General features: G+C 70.1%; 10 protein-coding genes. 5 read left to right on the top strand and 5 right to left on the bottom strand.

The features are described from left to right. Positions 1-8: 8 nt before the first annotated feature. From JSQ98_RS06095 to JSQ98_RS06080, 3 genes are all read right to left on the bottom strand, one after another. Positions 9-2,495, bottom strand: coding sequence for a transglutaminase TgpA family protein (locus JSQ98_RS06095; RefSeq protein ID WP_211648812.1), 2,487 nt, complete (start codon positions 2,493-2,495; stop codon positions 9-11). After that, a complete protein-coding gene (locus JSQ98_RS15495) occupies positions 2,492-4,576 on the bottom strand; it encodes an AAA family ATPase (protein WP_430413597.1) in 2,085 nt (694 codons plus the stop codon). The genes JSQ98_RS06095 and JSQ98_RS15495 overlap by 4 nt, the downstream gene beginning before the upstream one ends. A gap of 108 nt (positions 4,577-4,684) precedes the next feature. After that, positions 4,685-6,247, bottom strand: a complete 1,563-nt coding sequence (locus JSQ98_RS06080) for a SulP family inorganic anion transporter (protein ID WP_176698363.1) — start codon at positions 6,245-6,247, stop codon at positions 4,685-4,687. Between the two features lie 78 nt (positions 6,248-6,325). Between JSQ98_RS06080 and JSQ98_RS06075 the strand changes: the two genes are divergently transcribed. The 5 genes from JSQ98_RS06075 (at position 6,326) to JSQ98_RS06055 (ending at position 11,683) form a co-directional block, all read left to right on the top strand. Continuing rightward, positions 6,326-8,626 carry a bifunctional alpha,alpha-trehalose-phosphate synthase (UDP-forming)/trehalose-phosphatase gene (locus JSQ98_RS06075; protein ID WP_090150749.1) on the top strand — a complete coding sequence of 767 codons (2,301 nt, stop codon included), beginning with the start codon at positions 6,326-6,328 and terminating at the stop codon, positions 8,624-8,626. Between the two features lie 179 nt (positions 8,627-8,805). Then, positions 8,806-9,279 (top strand): SRPBCC family protein, encoded by a 474-nt coding sequence (locus JSQ98_RS06070; protein ID WP_090150745.1) that lies wholly within the window; start codon positions 8,806-8,808, stop codon positions 9,277-9,279. Positions 9,280-9,321: 42 nt separating this feature from the next. Then, a complete protein-coding gene (locus JSQ98_RS06065) occupies positions 9,322-9,555 on the top strand; it encodes a hypothetical protein (protein WP_211648810.1) in 234 nt (77 codons plus the stop codon). 2 nt (positions 9,556-9,557) lie between these two features. Continuing rightward, positions 9,558-10,670, top strand: coding sequence for a carboxylate-amine ligase (locus JSQ98_RS06060; RefSeq protein WP_211648809.1), 1,113 nt, complete (start codon positions 9,558-9,560; stop codon positions 10,668-10,670). Then, complete coding sequence (locus tag JSQ98_RS06055; protein WP_211648807.1) at positions 10,667-11,683, top strand: DNA topoisomerase IB; 1,017 nt, start codon at positions 10,667-10,669, stop codon at positions 11,681-11,683. The genes JSQ98_RS06060 and JSQ98_RS06055 overlap by 4 nt, the downstream gene beginning before the upstream one ends. A gap of 24 nt (positions 11,684-11,707) precedes the next feature. Here the strand turns inward: JSQ98_RS06055 and JSQ98_RS06050 are convergent, their stop codons facing one another. Both JSQ98_RS06050 and JSQ98_RS06045 read right to left on the bottom strand, forming a co-directional pair. Then, positions 11,708-12,862: a DUF2795 domain-containing protein gene (locus tag JSQ98_RS06050; protein ID WP_249290760.1), complete on the bottom strand. Its 1,155-nt coding sequence runs from the start codon at positions 12,860-12,862 to the stop codon at positions 11,708-11,710. Continuing rightward, positions 12,859-14,319: a PfkB family carbohydrate kinase gene (locus JSQ98_RS06045; protein WP_211648805.1), complete on the bottom strand. Its 1,461-nt coding sequence runs from the start codon at positions 14,317-14,319 to the stop codon at positions 12,859-12,861. Before JSQ98_RS06045 ends, JSQ98_RS06050 begins: the two co-directional genes overlap by 4 nt. Between the last annotated feature and the right edge of the window lie 42 nt (positions 14,320-14,361).

Raw genomic sequence — 14,361 nt, 5'->3', positions numbered from 1 at the left:
GCTGCGAATCAGCGTGCTGGTGCCGCTGGTGTCGAGGCGAGGGCACCGAGACGCCCGCGCAGCACCGATCGCGGCATCCAGCGGGCCCTGGCGCGGCGCGCGGGGCCGGCCACGTCGCGCAGCGCCGCGACGGTCGCGTCGAGATCGCGTTCCATATCGGAGCGGCGGTCGGATTCACGACCGGAGTCATCCGCGTCACCCGAGACATCGGAGACGTCCGAGACATCCGCGCCGTCGCTCGGAGCTTCGCCTCTCGGAGAACCCGCTCCATAGCGCTCGGCCGACATCGCTGCGGCGATCCTGCGCGCCGCGAGAGCCGGCGCTCCGGAGAGTACCCCCGCGCGCTCCCAGTGCTCGAGCAGGGCGCCCGAGGTCTGCGCGCGTGGGGCAGCAGCCCCATCGACCGCGTCGAAGCCGAGATCGGAGGCCGTATCGCGCAGCTCCTCCCATGCAGCTGACGCCGGAGCAGTGGCGCTGCGCATCGCGCGCGCTCGGCGTCGCCTGCGCCGGTCCCGTCGAGCGGCGGGAACGCTCAGTGCCGCACCGAGGAGCAGCAGTGCTCCGGCTGCGGTCGCGAGCATGCTCGGCAGCGTCGCCGGCGCCGCTGGGCTGCTCTCGGTTTCGGCGCCAGCTGCGGTCGCCTCCGCGGGAGCATCCGGGGCATCCTCGGTCGGTTGGGTGAGATCGGTCGGCTGCTCCGCCGGTGCGGAGGTCGGGTCCGGCGCGTCACTCGGATCCGCGCCCGACGGCCCGTCTCCGTCCGCCAGTGCCCCTGCTCCGCCCGGTGTCGGTTCGAAGGCCACCCAACCGAGGTCATCGACGTAGATCTCCGGCCAGGCATGCAGTTCGCGCCCCAGCACGACCGTCGACTCGTTGGCCTCCGCGCGGCTCGCGTACCCCACGGCCACGCGGGTCGGTACGCCGAGCTCTCGAGCCATGACGGCGAAGGTCGCGGCGTAGTGCACGCAGAAGCCCTGTCGCGTCTCCAGAAACTCCGTCATGACGGCATAGGGATCGTCGGGGTCGGCGCCCGGCTGATACGGCGCGGCCTCGTCGTAGCTGAACGCTCCGCTGCGGAACCAGTCCTGAAGCGCCCGGCCGACCGCGATCCGACTCGTTCGCCCGGCAGCCACATCAGCGGCCGCCGAGGACACCGCATGGGGAATCCCATCGGGAAGTGCGAGGTAGGGGGTGATCGGTGCGCCGGCCTCCGGGTCCCGGATCAGGGCGGTTGCGCTCTCCGGCAACGAGGCGAGCCCGTCCGCCGGCAACTGGCCCGCGTCGAGGGGAGCGGCCTCCGCGGTGTAGCGGTACCCGCGCCGGGTGATATCGCGTTCGGTCTGCGCCGTGTTGGACGCCGCCGACCACCACCACCGCTCGGCCTGGAACTCGTCTCCGTCACGGCTCGGATGCACGACGGTGGTGGATTGCGGCAGCGGGAGCCACGAGCTCAGCAGCCCGTCGATGGTGATGGTCACCGTGCGCGCGGGCGCGGGCGGTGCCGAATCCGAAGCGGTCGGCGGCAGCTGCGCCGGTGACCGCTCCTGGCTCACGTCGGCGCGATTCGCCGCGAGCTCCTGCTGGGGCTGCCACTGCCCGCCGTCGAACTCTGCGAGCGTCGCGAGCGTGAACCGCAGCGGCCCAGGAGCCGAGCTCGTGAAACTGAACGCTGGGGCGCTGCTGCGCTCCTGGAGATCCTCCGCCAGCGCGAGCGTCACGTCGGGAACCGTTCGCGACACGGGTGAGGGGAAGAGCGAGTCGTTCCACACGCGGTCCTGCGTCGCGGGGGTGATGGCCATCGCGCCGACGGCGAGCGCCCCCGCGAGGAGGCCCGCTCCGATGCCGTGCCACCTCGGTGATCCGGAGCCGATCCACGCGAGGAGGCCCAGCATCAGGAGCGACGCGCTCCACGCGGTGATGCCGATCGAGACTCCGGTGACGGCTGCAGGGACGAGGAGCACGAGTGCGACGAGTGCTCCGGCGAGCAGCGGGGATTCGGTCAGTACGAGCAGCAGGGTCGTCGCCCCTGCGACGAGCAGCACGGTCGCGAGGAGCAGCTCGGTCAGCGGTCCGGAAACGACGAGCGGCGCCGAGCCTCCGACGATGCGCACCTGCACCTGCTCGAAGACCGCGGCAGGTTCGATCCACCAGTCGACGGCCCGGCCGCTGGTGACGAGGAGCGCGGCCCATACTCCAAGGCCGGCTGCGAAGCCGGTCATGCCAGCCAGAGCGCCGCGCTTCGGGCGCCCGGCCCGCACCGCGCAGGCGGCCGCGATGGTCGCTCCGGTGATGCCGACGGCGGACGGCCACCAGGATCCCCAGACGAACACGCGGGTGAGCGCCGTCAGCACCACGATCCAGAGCAGCAGCAGCAGGCCTCCGGCGATCCACAACCGAGGCGGCGACATGCGATCGTCTGCCGCGACCGTGCCAGGCGGGGCCGCACTCCGCCCGGTTGCGGCCGGCCCGCGGCCCGCGCGCCGCAGCGCACTCATGAGGGCTCCCGCACCGGAAGCGCTCGCCAGGCGCCGGGCAGCGCGCCCTGCGCGGCCCCCACGGTGACGAGCGTGCCGCCGGCCGCAGACATCTCGAGAGCGCGCATGAGCCGGCGCTGCACGATCCCGGTGACCACGATCCCGGGGAGCAGCTCCGCCGTCGCCTCGTCCGCGTCGTCGTCGGCCTCGCACCGTGCTGCTGCGAGCGCTCGCAGCAGCACGTCGACGTCTCCGCTGATCGCGGCACGCTGCCCCGCGCACTGCACCTCGACGACGTGGCCGAAGCGCGCCCAGTGGGTGACGATCGCGGCGGCAGCCGAGACGGCGACCTCGAACTCTGCATCCGATCGGTAGGCGTCGGCGTCGCAGTCGAGGCGGAGCGCCCGTTCGGAGCGTGTCGCAGGCTCGGGGAGGTTCACGAGCCACTCGCCCTGCCTGGCGCTCTGCTTCCAGTTGATCTGCCGGGAGGCGTCACCACGACGGTACTCGCGGAGCGCGCCTCCGCCGATGCCCCCGTCGCCGATGCCGTTCGCCGCGGTTCCCGCATCGCCGCCAAACAACGAGGTCACCTCGGCTTCGAGCAGCTCGGGGAGCCCCGGGAGGGCGCGGGGCAGGACGGTCACCGGGGCGACGGCGTGCGTCTGCGCATCGAATCGCACGAGGCCCAGGGGGTCCACGATGCCGACGGCGGCCACGCGCACCTCCTGCGGCCCTCGCGCGCTCGCGTGCCAGTCGAAGACGCCGACGGCATCGGATCCTCGCACCCACCGCAGTGGCGCGGAAGCCTTCAGGCCGGCCGCATCCCACACGAGGCGACCCGACGCCGTCCACGGCAGCCGGTGGGAGACGGTGGCCGTGCACACCACGATCGAGCCGACGAACGGTGCGGGCTCGTCGAGTCGGACCCGCACGTCGAAGCGAGCGAGCAGACCGCTGACCAGGGCGCAGGCGAGTGCGACGACGACGAGTGCTCCGAGCAACCAGGCGAGGTACCAGACATCGCGCAGGCCGATCGCGTACCAGCTCGCCCCGACCAGACCCGCGCCGAGTGCGCACGCCCAGCCGCGAGGCGTCAGCGTTGCCGACCAGCCCGGGGATTCCGCGCGGCTGCCGCGCATCATCGCAGCGGGGTTCGAGCGACGATCTCCTCGACGATCTCGGTCGCGGCACGTGCGGCCTCGTCGGCGCGGGCGAACCTGCCGCGCGGCACGAGGCGGTGCGAGAGCACCGTCGTCGCGAGGGCGGCGACATCGTCGGGTGACACGAAGTCGCGCCCGAGCACGGCTGCCCTGGCCCGGCTCATCCGGCTCAGGTGCACGGAGGCGCGCGGGCGGCGTCGCGTTGATGAGGTCGACGATGTAGGCTCCGACTTCCGCGGAGAGGTGCACGCTGGCGACCGCGCGCTGCGCGGCTCGCACCTCCTCCACCGATGCGATGGGTGGGACGACGTCGCGGCGATCCTGATCCGACTTCGCGAGCAGCATGCGCAGCTCGGACGCGGGATCGGGGTACCCGAGCGAGATGCGCGTCATGAAACGGTCGCGTTGCGCCTCCGGGAGCGCGAAGGTCCCCTCCATGTCCTGCGGGTTCTGCGTCGCGACGACGACGAAGAGCTCGGGGAGGCGGTGGGTGCTGCCGTCGACCGTCACCGACCGCTCCTCCATGGCTTCGAGCAGCGCGGACTGCGTTTTCGGCGTGGCCCGGTTCACCTCGTCGCCGATCACGATGTTCGCGAAGATCGGCCCGGGGTGGAACTGGAAGCGACGGCTCTCCTGGTCGTACACCGAGAGGCCGGTCACGTCGGTCGGGAGCATGTCCGATGTGAACTGGATGCGGCGCGCATCGGCGCTGATGGATCGTGCGAGGGCCGTCGCGAGCGTCGTCTTGCCGACTCCCGGAACATCTTCGAGGAGGAGGTGGCCGCCCGCGAACACGGTGGTGACCACCGTCTCGATCACCCCTCGCTGACCTTGGATGACCTGCGCGAGCGTATCGCCGATGCGCTGCGCGAGTACGCTCGGATGCACTGATTGGGCGGGTGCGGCCGGGACCGGCTCGTGCGACAGTTCGGTCATCGACATGGTGGCCGCCCCTCTTCAGTCCAGTGACAGGCAGCTTGCCACACCACCCCGGGAATTGCCGGGTTGCGCGCACTTCGGCTCGCGGGCAGCGGGAGCCGGGGGAGCGGCCTAGACGCTGCCGCCGAGTTCTCCGGTCAATCGTTCGTGCATGGTGCGGCTGTCTGGGTTCATGCCGACGAACTCGACGGCCGCCCCGTACTGCGCGTACTTGGTCTCGATCGCGTCGAGCGCGGCGACCGTCGACGCATCCCAGACGTGCGCCGCGGTCAGGTCGATGACGACGCGCGGGGGGTCGCTGTGGTACTCGAAGAGCGTGGTCAGATCGTTGCTCGACGCGAAGAAGAGCTCGCCCGTGACGGTGTAGTGCGCGATCGCGCCGGCGACACCGTGCTCGTCGCGCAGCTCGCGGCGCACGTCGACCACGCGCGCGACCCGGCGGGCGAAGAGCACCGAGGCGATCAGTACGCCGCCGATCACTCCGATCGCGAGGTTGTGCGTCGCCACCACCAGTGCGACGGTCGCGACCATGACGAGCGTTTCGCTGCGCGGGAGACGGCGCAGCGTGGCCGGCGCGATCGAGTGCCAGTCGAACGCGCCGATCGAGACCATGATCATGACGGCGACGAGCGCGGCCATCGGAATCAGCGCGACGATGTCGCCGAGCGCCACGATCAGCACGAGCAGGAAGACGCCGGCGAGGAACGTCGAGATGCGGGTGCGCGCGCCCGATGCCTTGACGTTGATCATCGTCTGCCCGATGACGGCGCAGCCGCCCATGCCGCCGAAGATGCCCGACATCATGTTCGCGACCCCCTGGCCCCAGCTCTCGCGCGTCTTGTTCGAGTGGGTATCGGTGATCTCGTCCACGAGCTTCGCCGTCATCAGAGACTCCATCAGCCCGACCAGCGCCATCGCGCACGCGAACGGGGCGATGATGGTGAACGTCTCCCACGTCAGCGGAACATCCGGGATGAAGAGCTCGGGGAGACTCCGCGGCAGTTCGCCCTGGTCGCCGACGGTCGGGACGGCGATGCGCGCGGAGACGACGACGACGGTGACGGCGATGACCGCGATCAGCGGCGCCGGCACGACCTTCGTGATCCTCGGGAAGACGACGAGGATCGCGATGCCGAGCACGACGAGCGGGTAGACGAGCCACGGCACGCCGATGAGGTGGGGCAGCTGCGACATGAAGACGAGGATCGCCAGAGCGTTCACGAACCCCACCATCACGCTGCGGGGAATGAAGCGCATGAGCTTCGCGACGCCGCAGGCGGCGAGCACGATCTGGAAGACACCGGCGAGGATGACCGTCGCGATGAACATGTCCATGCCGTAGGTGGGAGCCACCGGAGCGATCACGAGCGCCACGGCCCCGGTCGCTGCGGTGACCATCGCCGGCCGGCCGCCCACGAAGGCGATGGTGATGGCCATGATGAACGAGGAGAAGAGGCCGACCTTCGGGTCGACGCCGGCGATGACCGAGAAGGCGATCGCCTCAGGGATCAGGGCGAGAGCGACGACCAACCCGGCGAGGGCCTCCCGCGTCAGCAGGCGCGGCGACCGCAGCGCGGTGAGTACCGAGGGGTCGGCGCGGTATCGGACGCGGTCGTCAGTCACTGAGCGGTTCACCCGACCACTGTAATGCCCCGCGCGGTCGGCGGTTTCCATGCCGGCGGAACGCGCGTCAAGGGGGAGCGCGCACGGCGGGCGCTGAGTAGACTTCGGATGAAGCCGCTGGGAGGTGCGATGACCGGAATGCAGGATTTGACCGGAGGGCGCGAGCTCGTGATGGTGTCGAACCGATTGCCTGTGGATCGGGTGGTGGCGGCAGACGGGACGACGTCCTGGCGTACGTCGCCGGGCGGTCTCGTGACGGCCGTCGAGCCGATCGTGGAGCAGCTCGGCTGCGTCTGGGTCGGGTGGGCCGGGAGTGAGGACGAGCACATCGAGCCGTTCGAGATCGGCCGCATGCGGCTCGAGCCCGTCGAGCTCTCGCACGACGATGTCGAGCGCTACTACGAGGGGTTCTCGAACGGCACCCTGTGGCCGCTGTACCACGACGTGATCGCGCCGCCCGAGTATCACCGTCACTGGTGGGACCGGTACGTCAAGGTCAATCGACGCTTCGCCGAGCGCGTGGCCGAGACCGCGGCTCAAGGAGCGGTCGCCTGGATCCACGACTACCAGCTGCAGCTCGTACCGGCCATGCTGCGGGAGCTGCGCCCCGATCTCACGATCGGGTTCTTCCTCCACATCCCCTTCCCGCCGCGCGGGCTCTTCGAGCAGCTGCCCTGGCGTCGCAGCATCATCCAAGGGCTGCTCGGGGCGGACGTCATCGGCTTCCAGCGCGTTCCCGACGCGATCAGCTTCCGCACGATCGCCGAGCGCTACACGCACACCCAGGCGCTCGGCAACACGATGGTGCTCCCGGCCACGCCGGATGCCCCGGGGCGCACGGTGCTCGCGCAGGAGTTCCCCATCTCGATCGATGCAGCGGCGTTCGCCGAGGTGGCGCGGCGCCCCGAGACGCAGCAGCGCGCTCGCGAGATCAGGGCCGAACTCGGCGACCCGAAGACGGTGATGCTGGGCGTCGATCGGCTCGACTACACGAAGGGCATTCGTCACCGTTTGAAGGCGTTCGACGAGTTGCTCGCCGACGACGAGATCGATGCATCGAACATCGTGCTCGTGCAGGTGGCGAGCCCGAGCCGCGAGCAGGTCGACGCGTACCGTCAGCTGCGCAACGAGGTCGAGCTCACCGTCGGCCGGCTGAACGGCGAGCGAGGCACGATCGGCCACTCTCCGCTCGTGTATCTGCATCGCGGGTATTCCCGCGAGGAGATGGTGGCGCTGTATCTCGCGGCCGACGTGCTGCTCGTCACGCCGCTGCGCGACGGGATGAACCTCGTGGCGAAGGAGTACGTCGCCTGTCGCGAGGACGAGCAGGGCGTGCTCGTCCTGAGCGAGTTCGCGGGCGCCGCCGATGAGCTGAAGGATGCGCTGCTCGTGAATCCGCACGACATCGAGGGCTTGAAGGCCGCGTTCCTCCGGGCGACGCACATGCCGCAGGAGGAGCAGCGCCGGCGCATGCAGGGGATGCGGCGCGCAGTGCACGACAACGACGTCGAGCACTGGGCCTCCGCGTTTCTCGGGTCGATGACCTCGATCTCCGAGACCCGGGCGACGGCGCAGGCGAATGGCACGGCCGAGGGAGCGACCGGACCGGTCTCGCTGGTGCCGCAGGCGTTCGTGCCGCGCAGCGTCGGTGACCGGCTCCGGCGCATCGCGACGGCGTCATCACTGCTCGTGGCGACCGACTTCGACGGCACGATCGCTCCGATCGTGCCTCGGCCGCAGGACGCGCGGATGCTGCCCAGGGCGCGGCAGGCGCTGGAGATGCTGAGTGCTGCGCCCGGCGTGCGCGTGGCGCTGCTGACCGGGCGCTCGCTGGGCGGGCTGGCCGACACCGGCACCGGCAGCGAGGGGTGGATCGTCTCCGGGTCGCACGGTTCTGAGCTCACGGGATTCGATGTCTCAGGAGTCGTCGGGACGAACGGCTCGGGGGAGCCGACCGATGAGGAATCCGATCGACTCGATCGCATCACCCGGCGTTTCGAGCGCGTGCTCGGGTCCGAGCCCGGCGTGCGCCTCGAGCGCAAGCCGTTCGGCGTCGCCGTGCACACGCGGGAAGTCGCGGACCCAGAGTACGGCCGCGAATTGCTCGCTGCGGCCGTCGAATTCGGCGTCGCGGAGGGGCTGCACGTGCGTGAGGGCAAGCAGGTCCGCGAGTTCTCGGTACGCGCTTCCGACAAAGGAACGGTGCTGCAGACCATTCGCGAGGCGCTTCCGCCGGGGCCGGTGCTCTTCATCGGCGACGACGTCACCGATGAAGACGCGTTCGCGGTGCTCGGTCCCGACGATCTGGGCATCAAAGTCGGCGAGGGGGAGACGGCCGCCACGGGCCGAGTGCCAGACCCGGCTGCCGTCGCGGCGGTGCTCGCGCGCCTCGTCGAGTTGCGCACCGGCATCGTCATCGGCTCCGACTGAGTCGCCTCTCGCCGAGCGCGTGCGAGTACGGCTCGCCTCGGGCCGAGCGCGTGCGAATACTGATGGGCGCCTGCGAAATCAACCCCGCTGACAGCATCGGGCGCCGAGCAATACGCTCGTCAGTGAATCGATGATCAACCATGATCGGTTCTTCGACACGACGATAGGAGTGCACCGAGATGAATACTGTCAGCAGCGACATCGATATCGACCTTCCCATCCGCACCGTCTACAACCAGTGGACGCAGTTCGAAGACTTCCCGGCATTCATGGGCGGCGTCGAAGAGGTGAAGCAGGTGGACGAGACCACGTTGAACTGGCGCGTCAAGGTCGCAGGCGTCGAACGCGACTTCCTCGCGAAGATCACGGAGCAGGTCCCGGACGAGCGCGTCGCGTGGAACAGCATCTCCGGACCGTCGCACGCTGGTGTCGTCACCTTCCATCGACTCGATGAGAACAAGACGCGAGTGCGTCTGCAGCTCGACTGGGAGCCAGAGGGCTTCGTCGAGCACGCAGGCGCTGCACTGCAGCTCGACGACGCTCAGGTCGGCAAAGACCTGAAGGAATTCGCCCGTCTGCTCGAATCGAATGGATTCGAATCGGGTGCGTGGCGCGGCTCGGTCGCTCGACCGAGCGACGGCACGGCCGTCTGAGCCCGCACCGCAGCACAGCACCACCGAAGGAAGGGGACGGCCATGGCCGAAATCTGGGAGCCAACGGATGAGATCGACGGGGACGAGGACCTCACGGTGACCGATCACCGCGATGAGGATCGCCCGCTCGTGTCGGCAGATGACGAGCAAGCGGTGGAGGTGACGTCCGACGATCCCCGAGAAGCGCTCGAAGAACTCGGCGAGGATGTCGCATCCTCTCCCGCGCGTCGCGCGGAAGACACCGAGACCGACCTCGACGCCGGAGAGGCCGTCTGAGCGTGGGAACTGCCGAGACCGAGACCCGCAGCTTCGGCGTCGAGGAGGAGTTCCTCCTGCTCGACGCCGAAACGGGCGCCCCCATCGATCGCGCAGCGCAGATCGTGGAGCGGCGGCCGGAGCTGCGCCGCGAGGCGGACCGCGAGTTCTTCTCCAGCCAACTCGAAACCGCGTCACCGGTCTGCACGGAAGCGCGCCAGGCCGACGAGGCGCTGCGCAGCTTCCGCTCCATCGCGGGTGCTGCTGCAGCGGATGTGGGGGCAGTGCTCGCGGGCACCGGCCTGCCACCGGTCGGGGGAGAGCACGAGGGCTCGGTCACCCCGAAGGCCAGATACCGCGAGATCAGATCCGAGTTGCGGGCCGCTGCGGCGCATCAGTACGTCACCGGAACGCACGTGCATGTGTCGGTGCCGTCGCGCGACGCCGGCGTAGCCGCCCTCCGGGGGCTGGCTCGCTGGGCTCCGGCACTGCTCGCGATCTCGGCGAACTCACCCATCTGGTGCGGTGAGGAGACGGGGCTCGCGAGTTGGCGCCATATCAAGAGCATGGCGTGGCCGCTCGCCGGGTACCCGCCGGAGTTCTCGTCGGGGGCTGAGTACGAGCGGACGGTCGTCAGCCTCGTCGACACGGGCATTCTGATCGATCCGGGCATCGTCACCTGGGTCGCGCGTCTCTCGGAGCGATTCCCGACGATCGAGCTGCGCATCGCCGACGCGCAGCTCGAGCCGGAAGGAGCCGTCTCGTTCGCGCTGCTCGTGCGAGGACTGGTCGACCGCATCCTCGACGACGCGGAGTACGGCCGCGAGGAGGAGCGCGTCACTCCCGGTCTCGTGAACGGAGCGATCTGGATGGCCGCGCGGGATGGACTCTCCTCCGCGATCATCGACCCGGTGCGCGGGACCGCGCATCCGGCGGCCGCGGTCCTCGACGAGATGTTCGGGTTCGCCGAGCGATCGCTGGAGCGCTTCGGCGACGCCCAGCGCGTCGAGCAGTATCTCGGCGATCTCCGCACATTCGGCGGCCCGGCGCAGCGGCAGCTCTCGAGCTTTCGCGAGGGCGGCGTCTCCGGGCTGCTCGACCTCTACCGTGCGTCCGGGGTGCAGGAGCGCCGATGAGCGGATCGGGCCGTCGCGGCGGTCGTGGGGGCCCGATCACTCGGGAAGTCGACGGGGATGGCTTCGTCTATCGGCGAGACGGTCGCCGTGTGACCGCCGCGAAGGAGATCGCCCGGATCGAGTCGCTCGCGATCCCTCCGGCGTGGACGGACGTGCGCATCGCGCGCGGGCCGTCCGCCAAGGTGCTCGCCAGAGGCATCGACGCTGCCGGGCGCACGCAGATGATCTACCACCCGCGGTTCCGACAGCGTCGCGAGCGGGAGAAGTTCGCCCGCCTGGGCAGGTTCGGCACCGCTCTTCCGAAGCTGCGCGCCCGCGTTGACCGAGATCTGCGTCGCAAACGCCTCGGAAGAGAACGCGTCGTCGCGTGCGTGATCCGACTCATCGACCTCGAGTTCTTCCGCGTCGGCAATGAGGAGTACGCGGCGAAGCACGGCAGTTACGGCGTGACGACGCTCCGGGAGGAGCACATCGAGGCCACCGGGAGCTCGGTGCGGTTCGATTTCGTCGGCAAGAGCGGAAAACGGCATGCGCGCCGAGTGGCGGATCCGAGAATCGCGCGACTGATCGCGCGGCTCGAAGAGCTTCCCGGTGACGAGGTCTTCCGCTTCTTCGAAGACACGGGAGTGTCGCGCCAGGTGCGGAGCAAGCATGTGAACGCGTATGTGAAACGCGTGATGGGCGAAGAGTTCACGGCGAAGGATTTTCGCACGTGGGGCGGCAGTCGGATGGCCCTCTCGTCGCTGCTCGAGCACGACGAAGATGCGTTTCGCACCCAGAAGCGCGCTGCCGCTGCCGTCAGGGATGCGGTCCGCGCTGCGGCGGAGCGGCTCGGCAACACTCCAGCGGTCACGAAGTCCTCGTACATCGACCCGAGAGTGCTCGGGCTGGCGGAGGACGCCGCAGCTCGGGAGCGCTTGCGAACGGCCCGCGAGAAGATGAAGCCCCAGGCGCACCTGACCGTCGACGAGCAGTGCCTGCTCGCCCTGCTGGCCCGCCGGGCGCCGCGCTGAGCGCGGGCCCGCCGGGACAGGCCGTCAGTCGCTCAGCGCTTCGCTGACCGCGGTGGGCGAATCGTAGGTCTGGTCGGGAAGACCCTCGAGGGCCTGCACCACGTCGTCCGAGGCGCCGGAGTTCCGTGCTGCGTCGACGAGTGCCGACCGGTCGGCTGGGTAGTCGACGCCTCCGAGGGATCGCTGCACCTCGATGGGGTTGCTCGATGCTGACATGTCGTCTCCTTTCTTCTGGGGCTCGGGCCGGGAGGATCCCGACTCCGGGAACAGCTCGTCGCTCGCCTCGATGCGGCGATCGACGATGGACGTGGGCGCTTCGAGGTGCACCGCGCCGCTCGGCAGGATGCCGGCGCCGCCGCGGCGCTCCATGACCCGCCATTGCGCCACGCGGTCCTCGCCAACGTGGTACGCGGGCAGCTCGCGCCAGAAGGCGAAGCCGCCGGCTGATCGGAGGGCCGCGGTATCGAAGAGCACGCACGCTCCGATCCACGCCACGCGGTAGGCGAGGCGGTCGTCGTCCTGCAGTTCGAGACGGGCCGCGAGATGAGCGAGATTCGCCGCGTTGTGCAGCGGCCAGCGCTCGTGCTCCGGGGTATCGGGGCGCACGTACTCGGGGCGCACGCCGGACGGCGGCCACGGTTCGAACGCGCTCAGCTCGTCAGGCCTCGGGTCGTCGAGAAACGAGAGCCCCTGCACGGCGTACCCGACGAACCCGCAGCGCTGCTCCGAGAGGGACGCGTCGAGTCTCGACAGGGAGCCGGGCTCCAACCACACGTCGTCGTCGAGATAGAGCACCCGCGGCGCGGCTGCGCAGCTCAGCAGGAAGTCGCGCTGCTCCGCCAACCCGCGGCGGGGCAGGTGGCGGTGCACATCGACGGCGCGGCCCTGCGCTCGAAGCACGCGGATCATCGCGCTCACGGCGGGAACCTGCTCGACGGGATCCTCGGACTGGTCGCTGACGACGACTCGGAACGCCGGGTTGTCCTGCGCCGCGAGCCCCGAGAGCGTGACGGCGAGCTCTGGCCCTCGATCGGCGGTCGGAATCAGTACGTCGATCTCGATCGTCTGCTGGGCCGCAGGGCGCGCCCAGTGCGCGGCACCGCGCCGGCTGGGGCGCGCGCGCCTCCGGTGCGTCTGCACGTTCCAGTGCACAGCATTCCTCCGTTCAAACATGGTCATGCTTCGGCCGTCGTACGCAGCCGGTCGATGAGTTCGGTGGTCGAATGATCGGGGACGTAATCGAGGATCACGACCTCCCCGCCCATGCGACGCATCTCCGCGGCCTCCTCCAGCATCTCGGGAGTGTAATCGCCGCCTTTCGCGTACACGTCCGGGCGCAGCTCGCGGATGGTCGCGCACGCCGTCTCATCGTCGAACACCGTGACGTAGTCGACGCAGGACAGCTCTGACAGCACATTCGCCCGGTCCCGGATGCCGTTCACCGGCCGCCCAGGGCCCTTCACGCGTCGCGCGGAATCGTCGCTGTTCAACGCGACGACGAGCACATCGCCGAGACGACGGGCCTGCTTCAACGACGCCGTGTGCCCACGGTGGAGCACGTCGAAGCATCCATTCGTGAACACGATGCGCGCTCCGGCGTTGCGATGCGCGTCCAGGCGCCGTGCGAGTTCTGCGACGGAGATCTGCGGATCCGGTGCGGCCGTCGCGCGGAGTTCGAGCTCATCGAGGGAGCACCGGCAGGTGCCCGTGCGCTCGACGGCGATGTCTGCGGCGAGCTGCGCGAGGTCGACGGCAGCGGAGAGCTCGCAATCAGCTGCGCGTGCGACGGCGAGGGCGGAGACGAACACGTCGCCCGCTCCCGACGCCTGCTGCTCCGGGGCCGCGTGGGCCCGCGTTCGATGCGGCCGGGCGCCGTCCGTCAGCAGCACGGTGCCCGTTCGGTCGAGCGTGACCACCACCGACCGGGCCCCGCTCCGGCTGCGGAGAGCCTCGCCCGCATCGATGGCCGCCCCGACGCGTGCCTCACCCGAGCCCAGCGGCCTGCCGAGCAGCCGCTCGGTCTCGCCGGCGTTCGGAGTGATCACGTCGGGCCGGAGCGCGGACCAGCGCGCAGGGTCGTGCGCGTCGATGATGAGGAGCGCCGCTCGCGGCAGCTCGGCGAGTTCGGCGATCATCGCGTCGTCGAGCAGGGCCGCGCCGTAGTCGCAGATCACGAGTGCATCGCACTGGGTCACCGCCTCGCGCAACTCGGCAACGAGCCGGTGCCGCACGCGTTCCGGCCACGGTTCGCGCTGCGTGTCGTCGAGTCTGAGGAGCACATGATCCGCGACCGACACGCGCGCCTTCGTCGTGGTGCGCGCTCCGTCGACGCACTGCAGCGCGGAGACGTCGACGTGCGCGTCGCGCAGGCCCTCCCGGAGGCGATCGCCGGGCTCGTCCGCGCCGATGGCGCCGAAGGCCAGCACGTCCGCCCCGAGCGCGGCCAGATTGCGCGCCGTGTTCGCGGCGCCGCCGGGAAGGTCTCGGGCGCCGGCCAGTTCGACGACGGGCGCCGGAGCCTCGCGAGCGACGCGGTCGACGGTGCCGTGCCACCATCGATCGAGCAAGAAATCGCCGAGCACCGCGATGCGGGGCCGGCGCGCCCGAATGCGAGCGATGCTGTCGAGCGTGTTCATCACGACCGCCTTTCCTGGGGAACGATGACCGGTCCGTTTGAA

The organism is Leucobacter manosquensis (assembly GCF_018304845.1).
In the GTDB taxonomy this organism is placed as follows: Bacteria; Actinomycetota; Actinomycetes; order Actinomycetales; family Microbacteriaceae; genus Leucobacter; species Leucobacter alluvii.
The sequence above is the reverse complement of the archived record's forward strand: the minus strand, read 5'-3'. Positions and strand labels throughout refer to the sequence as shown.

What these genes read in the sequence shown, in the direction of transcription:
- JSQ98_RS15495 (WP_430413597.1), bottom strand. Translation starts at nt 4,576, where the DNA reads ATGTCGATGACCGAACTGTCGCACGAGCCGGTCCCGGCCGCACCCGCC.
- JSQ98_RS06045 (WP_211648805.1), bottom strand. Translation starts at nt 14,319, where the DNA reads ATGAACACGCTCGACAGCATCGCTCGCATTCGGGCGCGCCGGCCCCGC.
- JSQ98_RS06055 (WP_211648807.1), top strand. Translation starts at nt 10,667, where the DNA reads ATGAGCGGATCGGGCCGTCGCGGCGGTCGTGGGGGCCCGATCACTCGG.
- JSQ98_RS06050 (WP_249290760.1), bottom strand. Translation starts at nt 12,862, where the DNA reads ATGACCATGTTTGAACGGAGGAATGCTGTGCACTGGAACGTGCAGACG.
- JSQ98_RS06095 (WP_211648812.1), bottom strand. Translation starts at nt 2,495, where the DNA reads ATGAGTGCGCTGCGGCGCGCGGGCCGCGGGCCGGCCGCAACCGGGCGG.
- JSQ98_RS06080 (WP_176698363.1), bottom strand. Translation starts at nt 6,247, where the DNA reads ATGGAAACCGCCGACCGCGCGGGGCATTACAGTGGTCGGGTGAACCGC.
- JSQ98_RS06075 (WP_090150749.1), top strand. Translation starts at nt 6,326, where the DNA reads ATGACCGGAATGCAGGATTTGACCGGAGGGCGCGAGCTCGTGATGGTG.
- JSQ98_RS06065 (WP_211648810.1), top strand. Translation starts at nt 9,322, where the DNA reads ATGGCCGAAATCTGGGAGCCAACGGATGAGATCGACGGGGACGAGGAC.
- JSQ98_RS06070 (WP_090150745.1), top strand. Translation starts at nt 8,806, where the DNA reads ATGAATACTGTCAGCAGCGACATCGATATCGACCTTCCCATCCGCACC.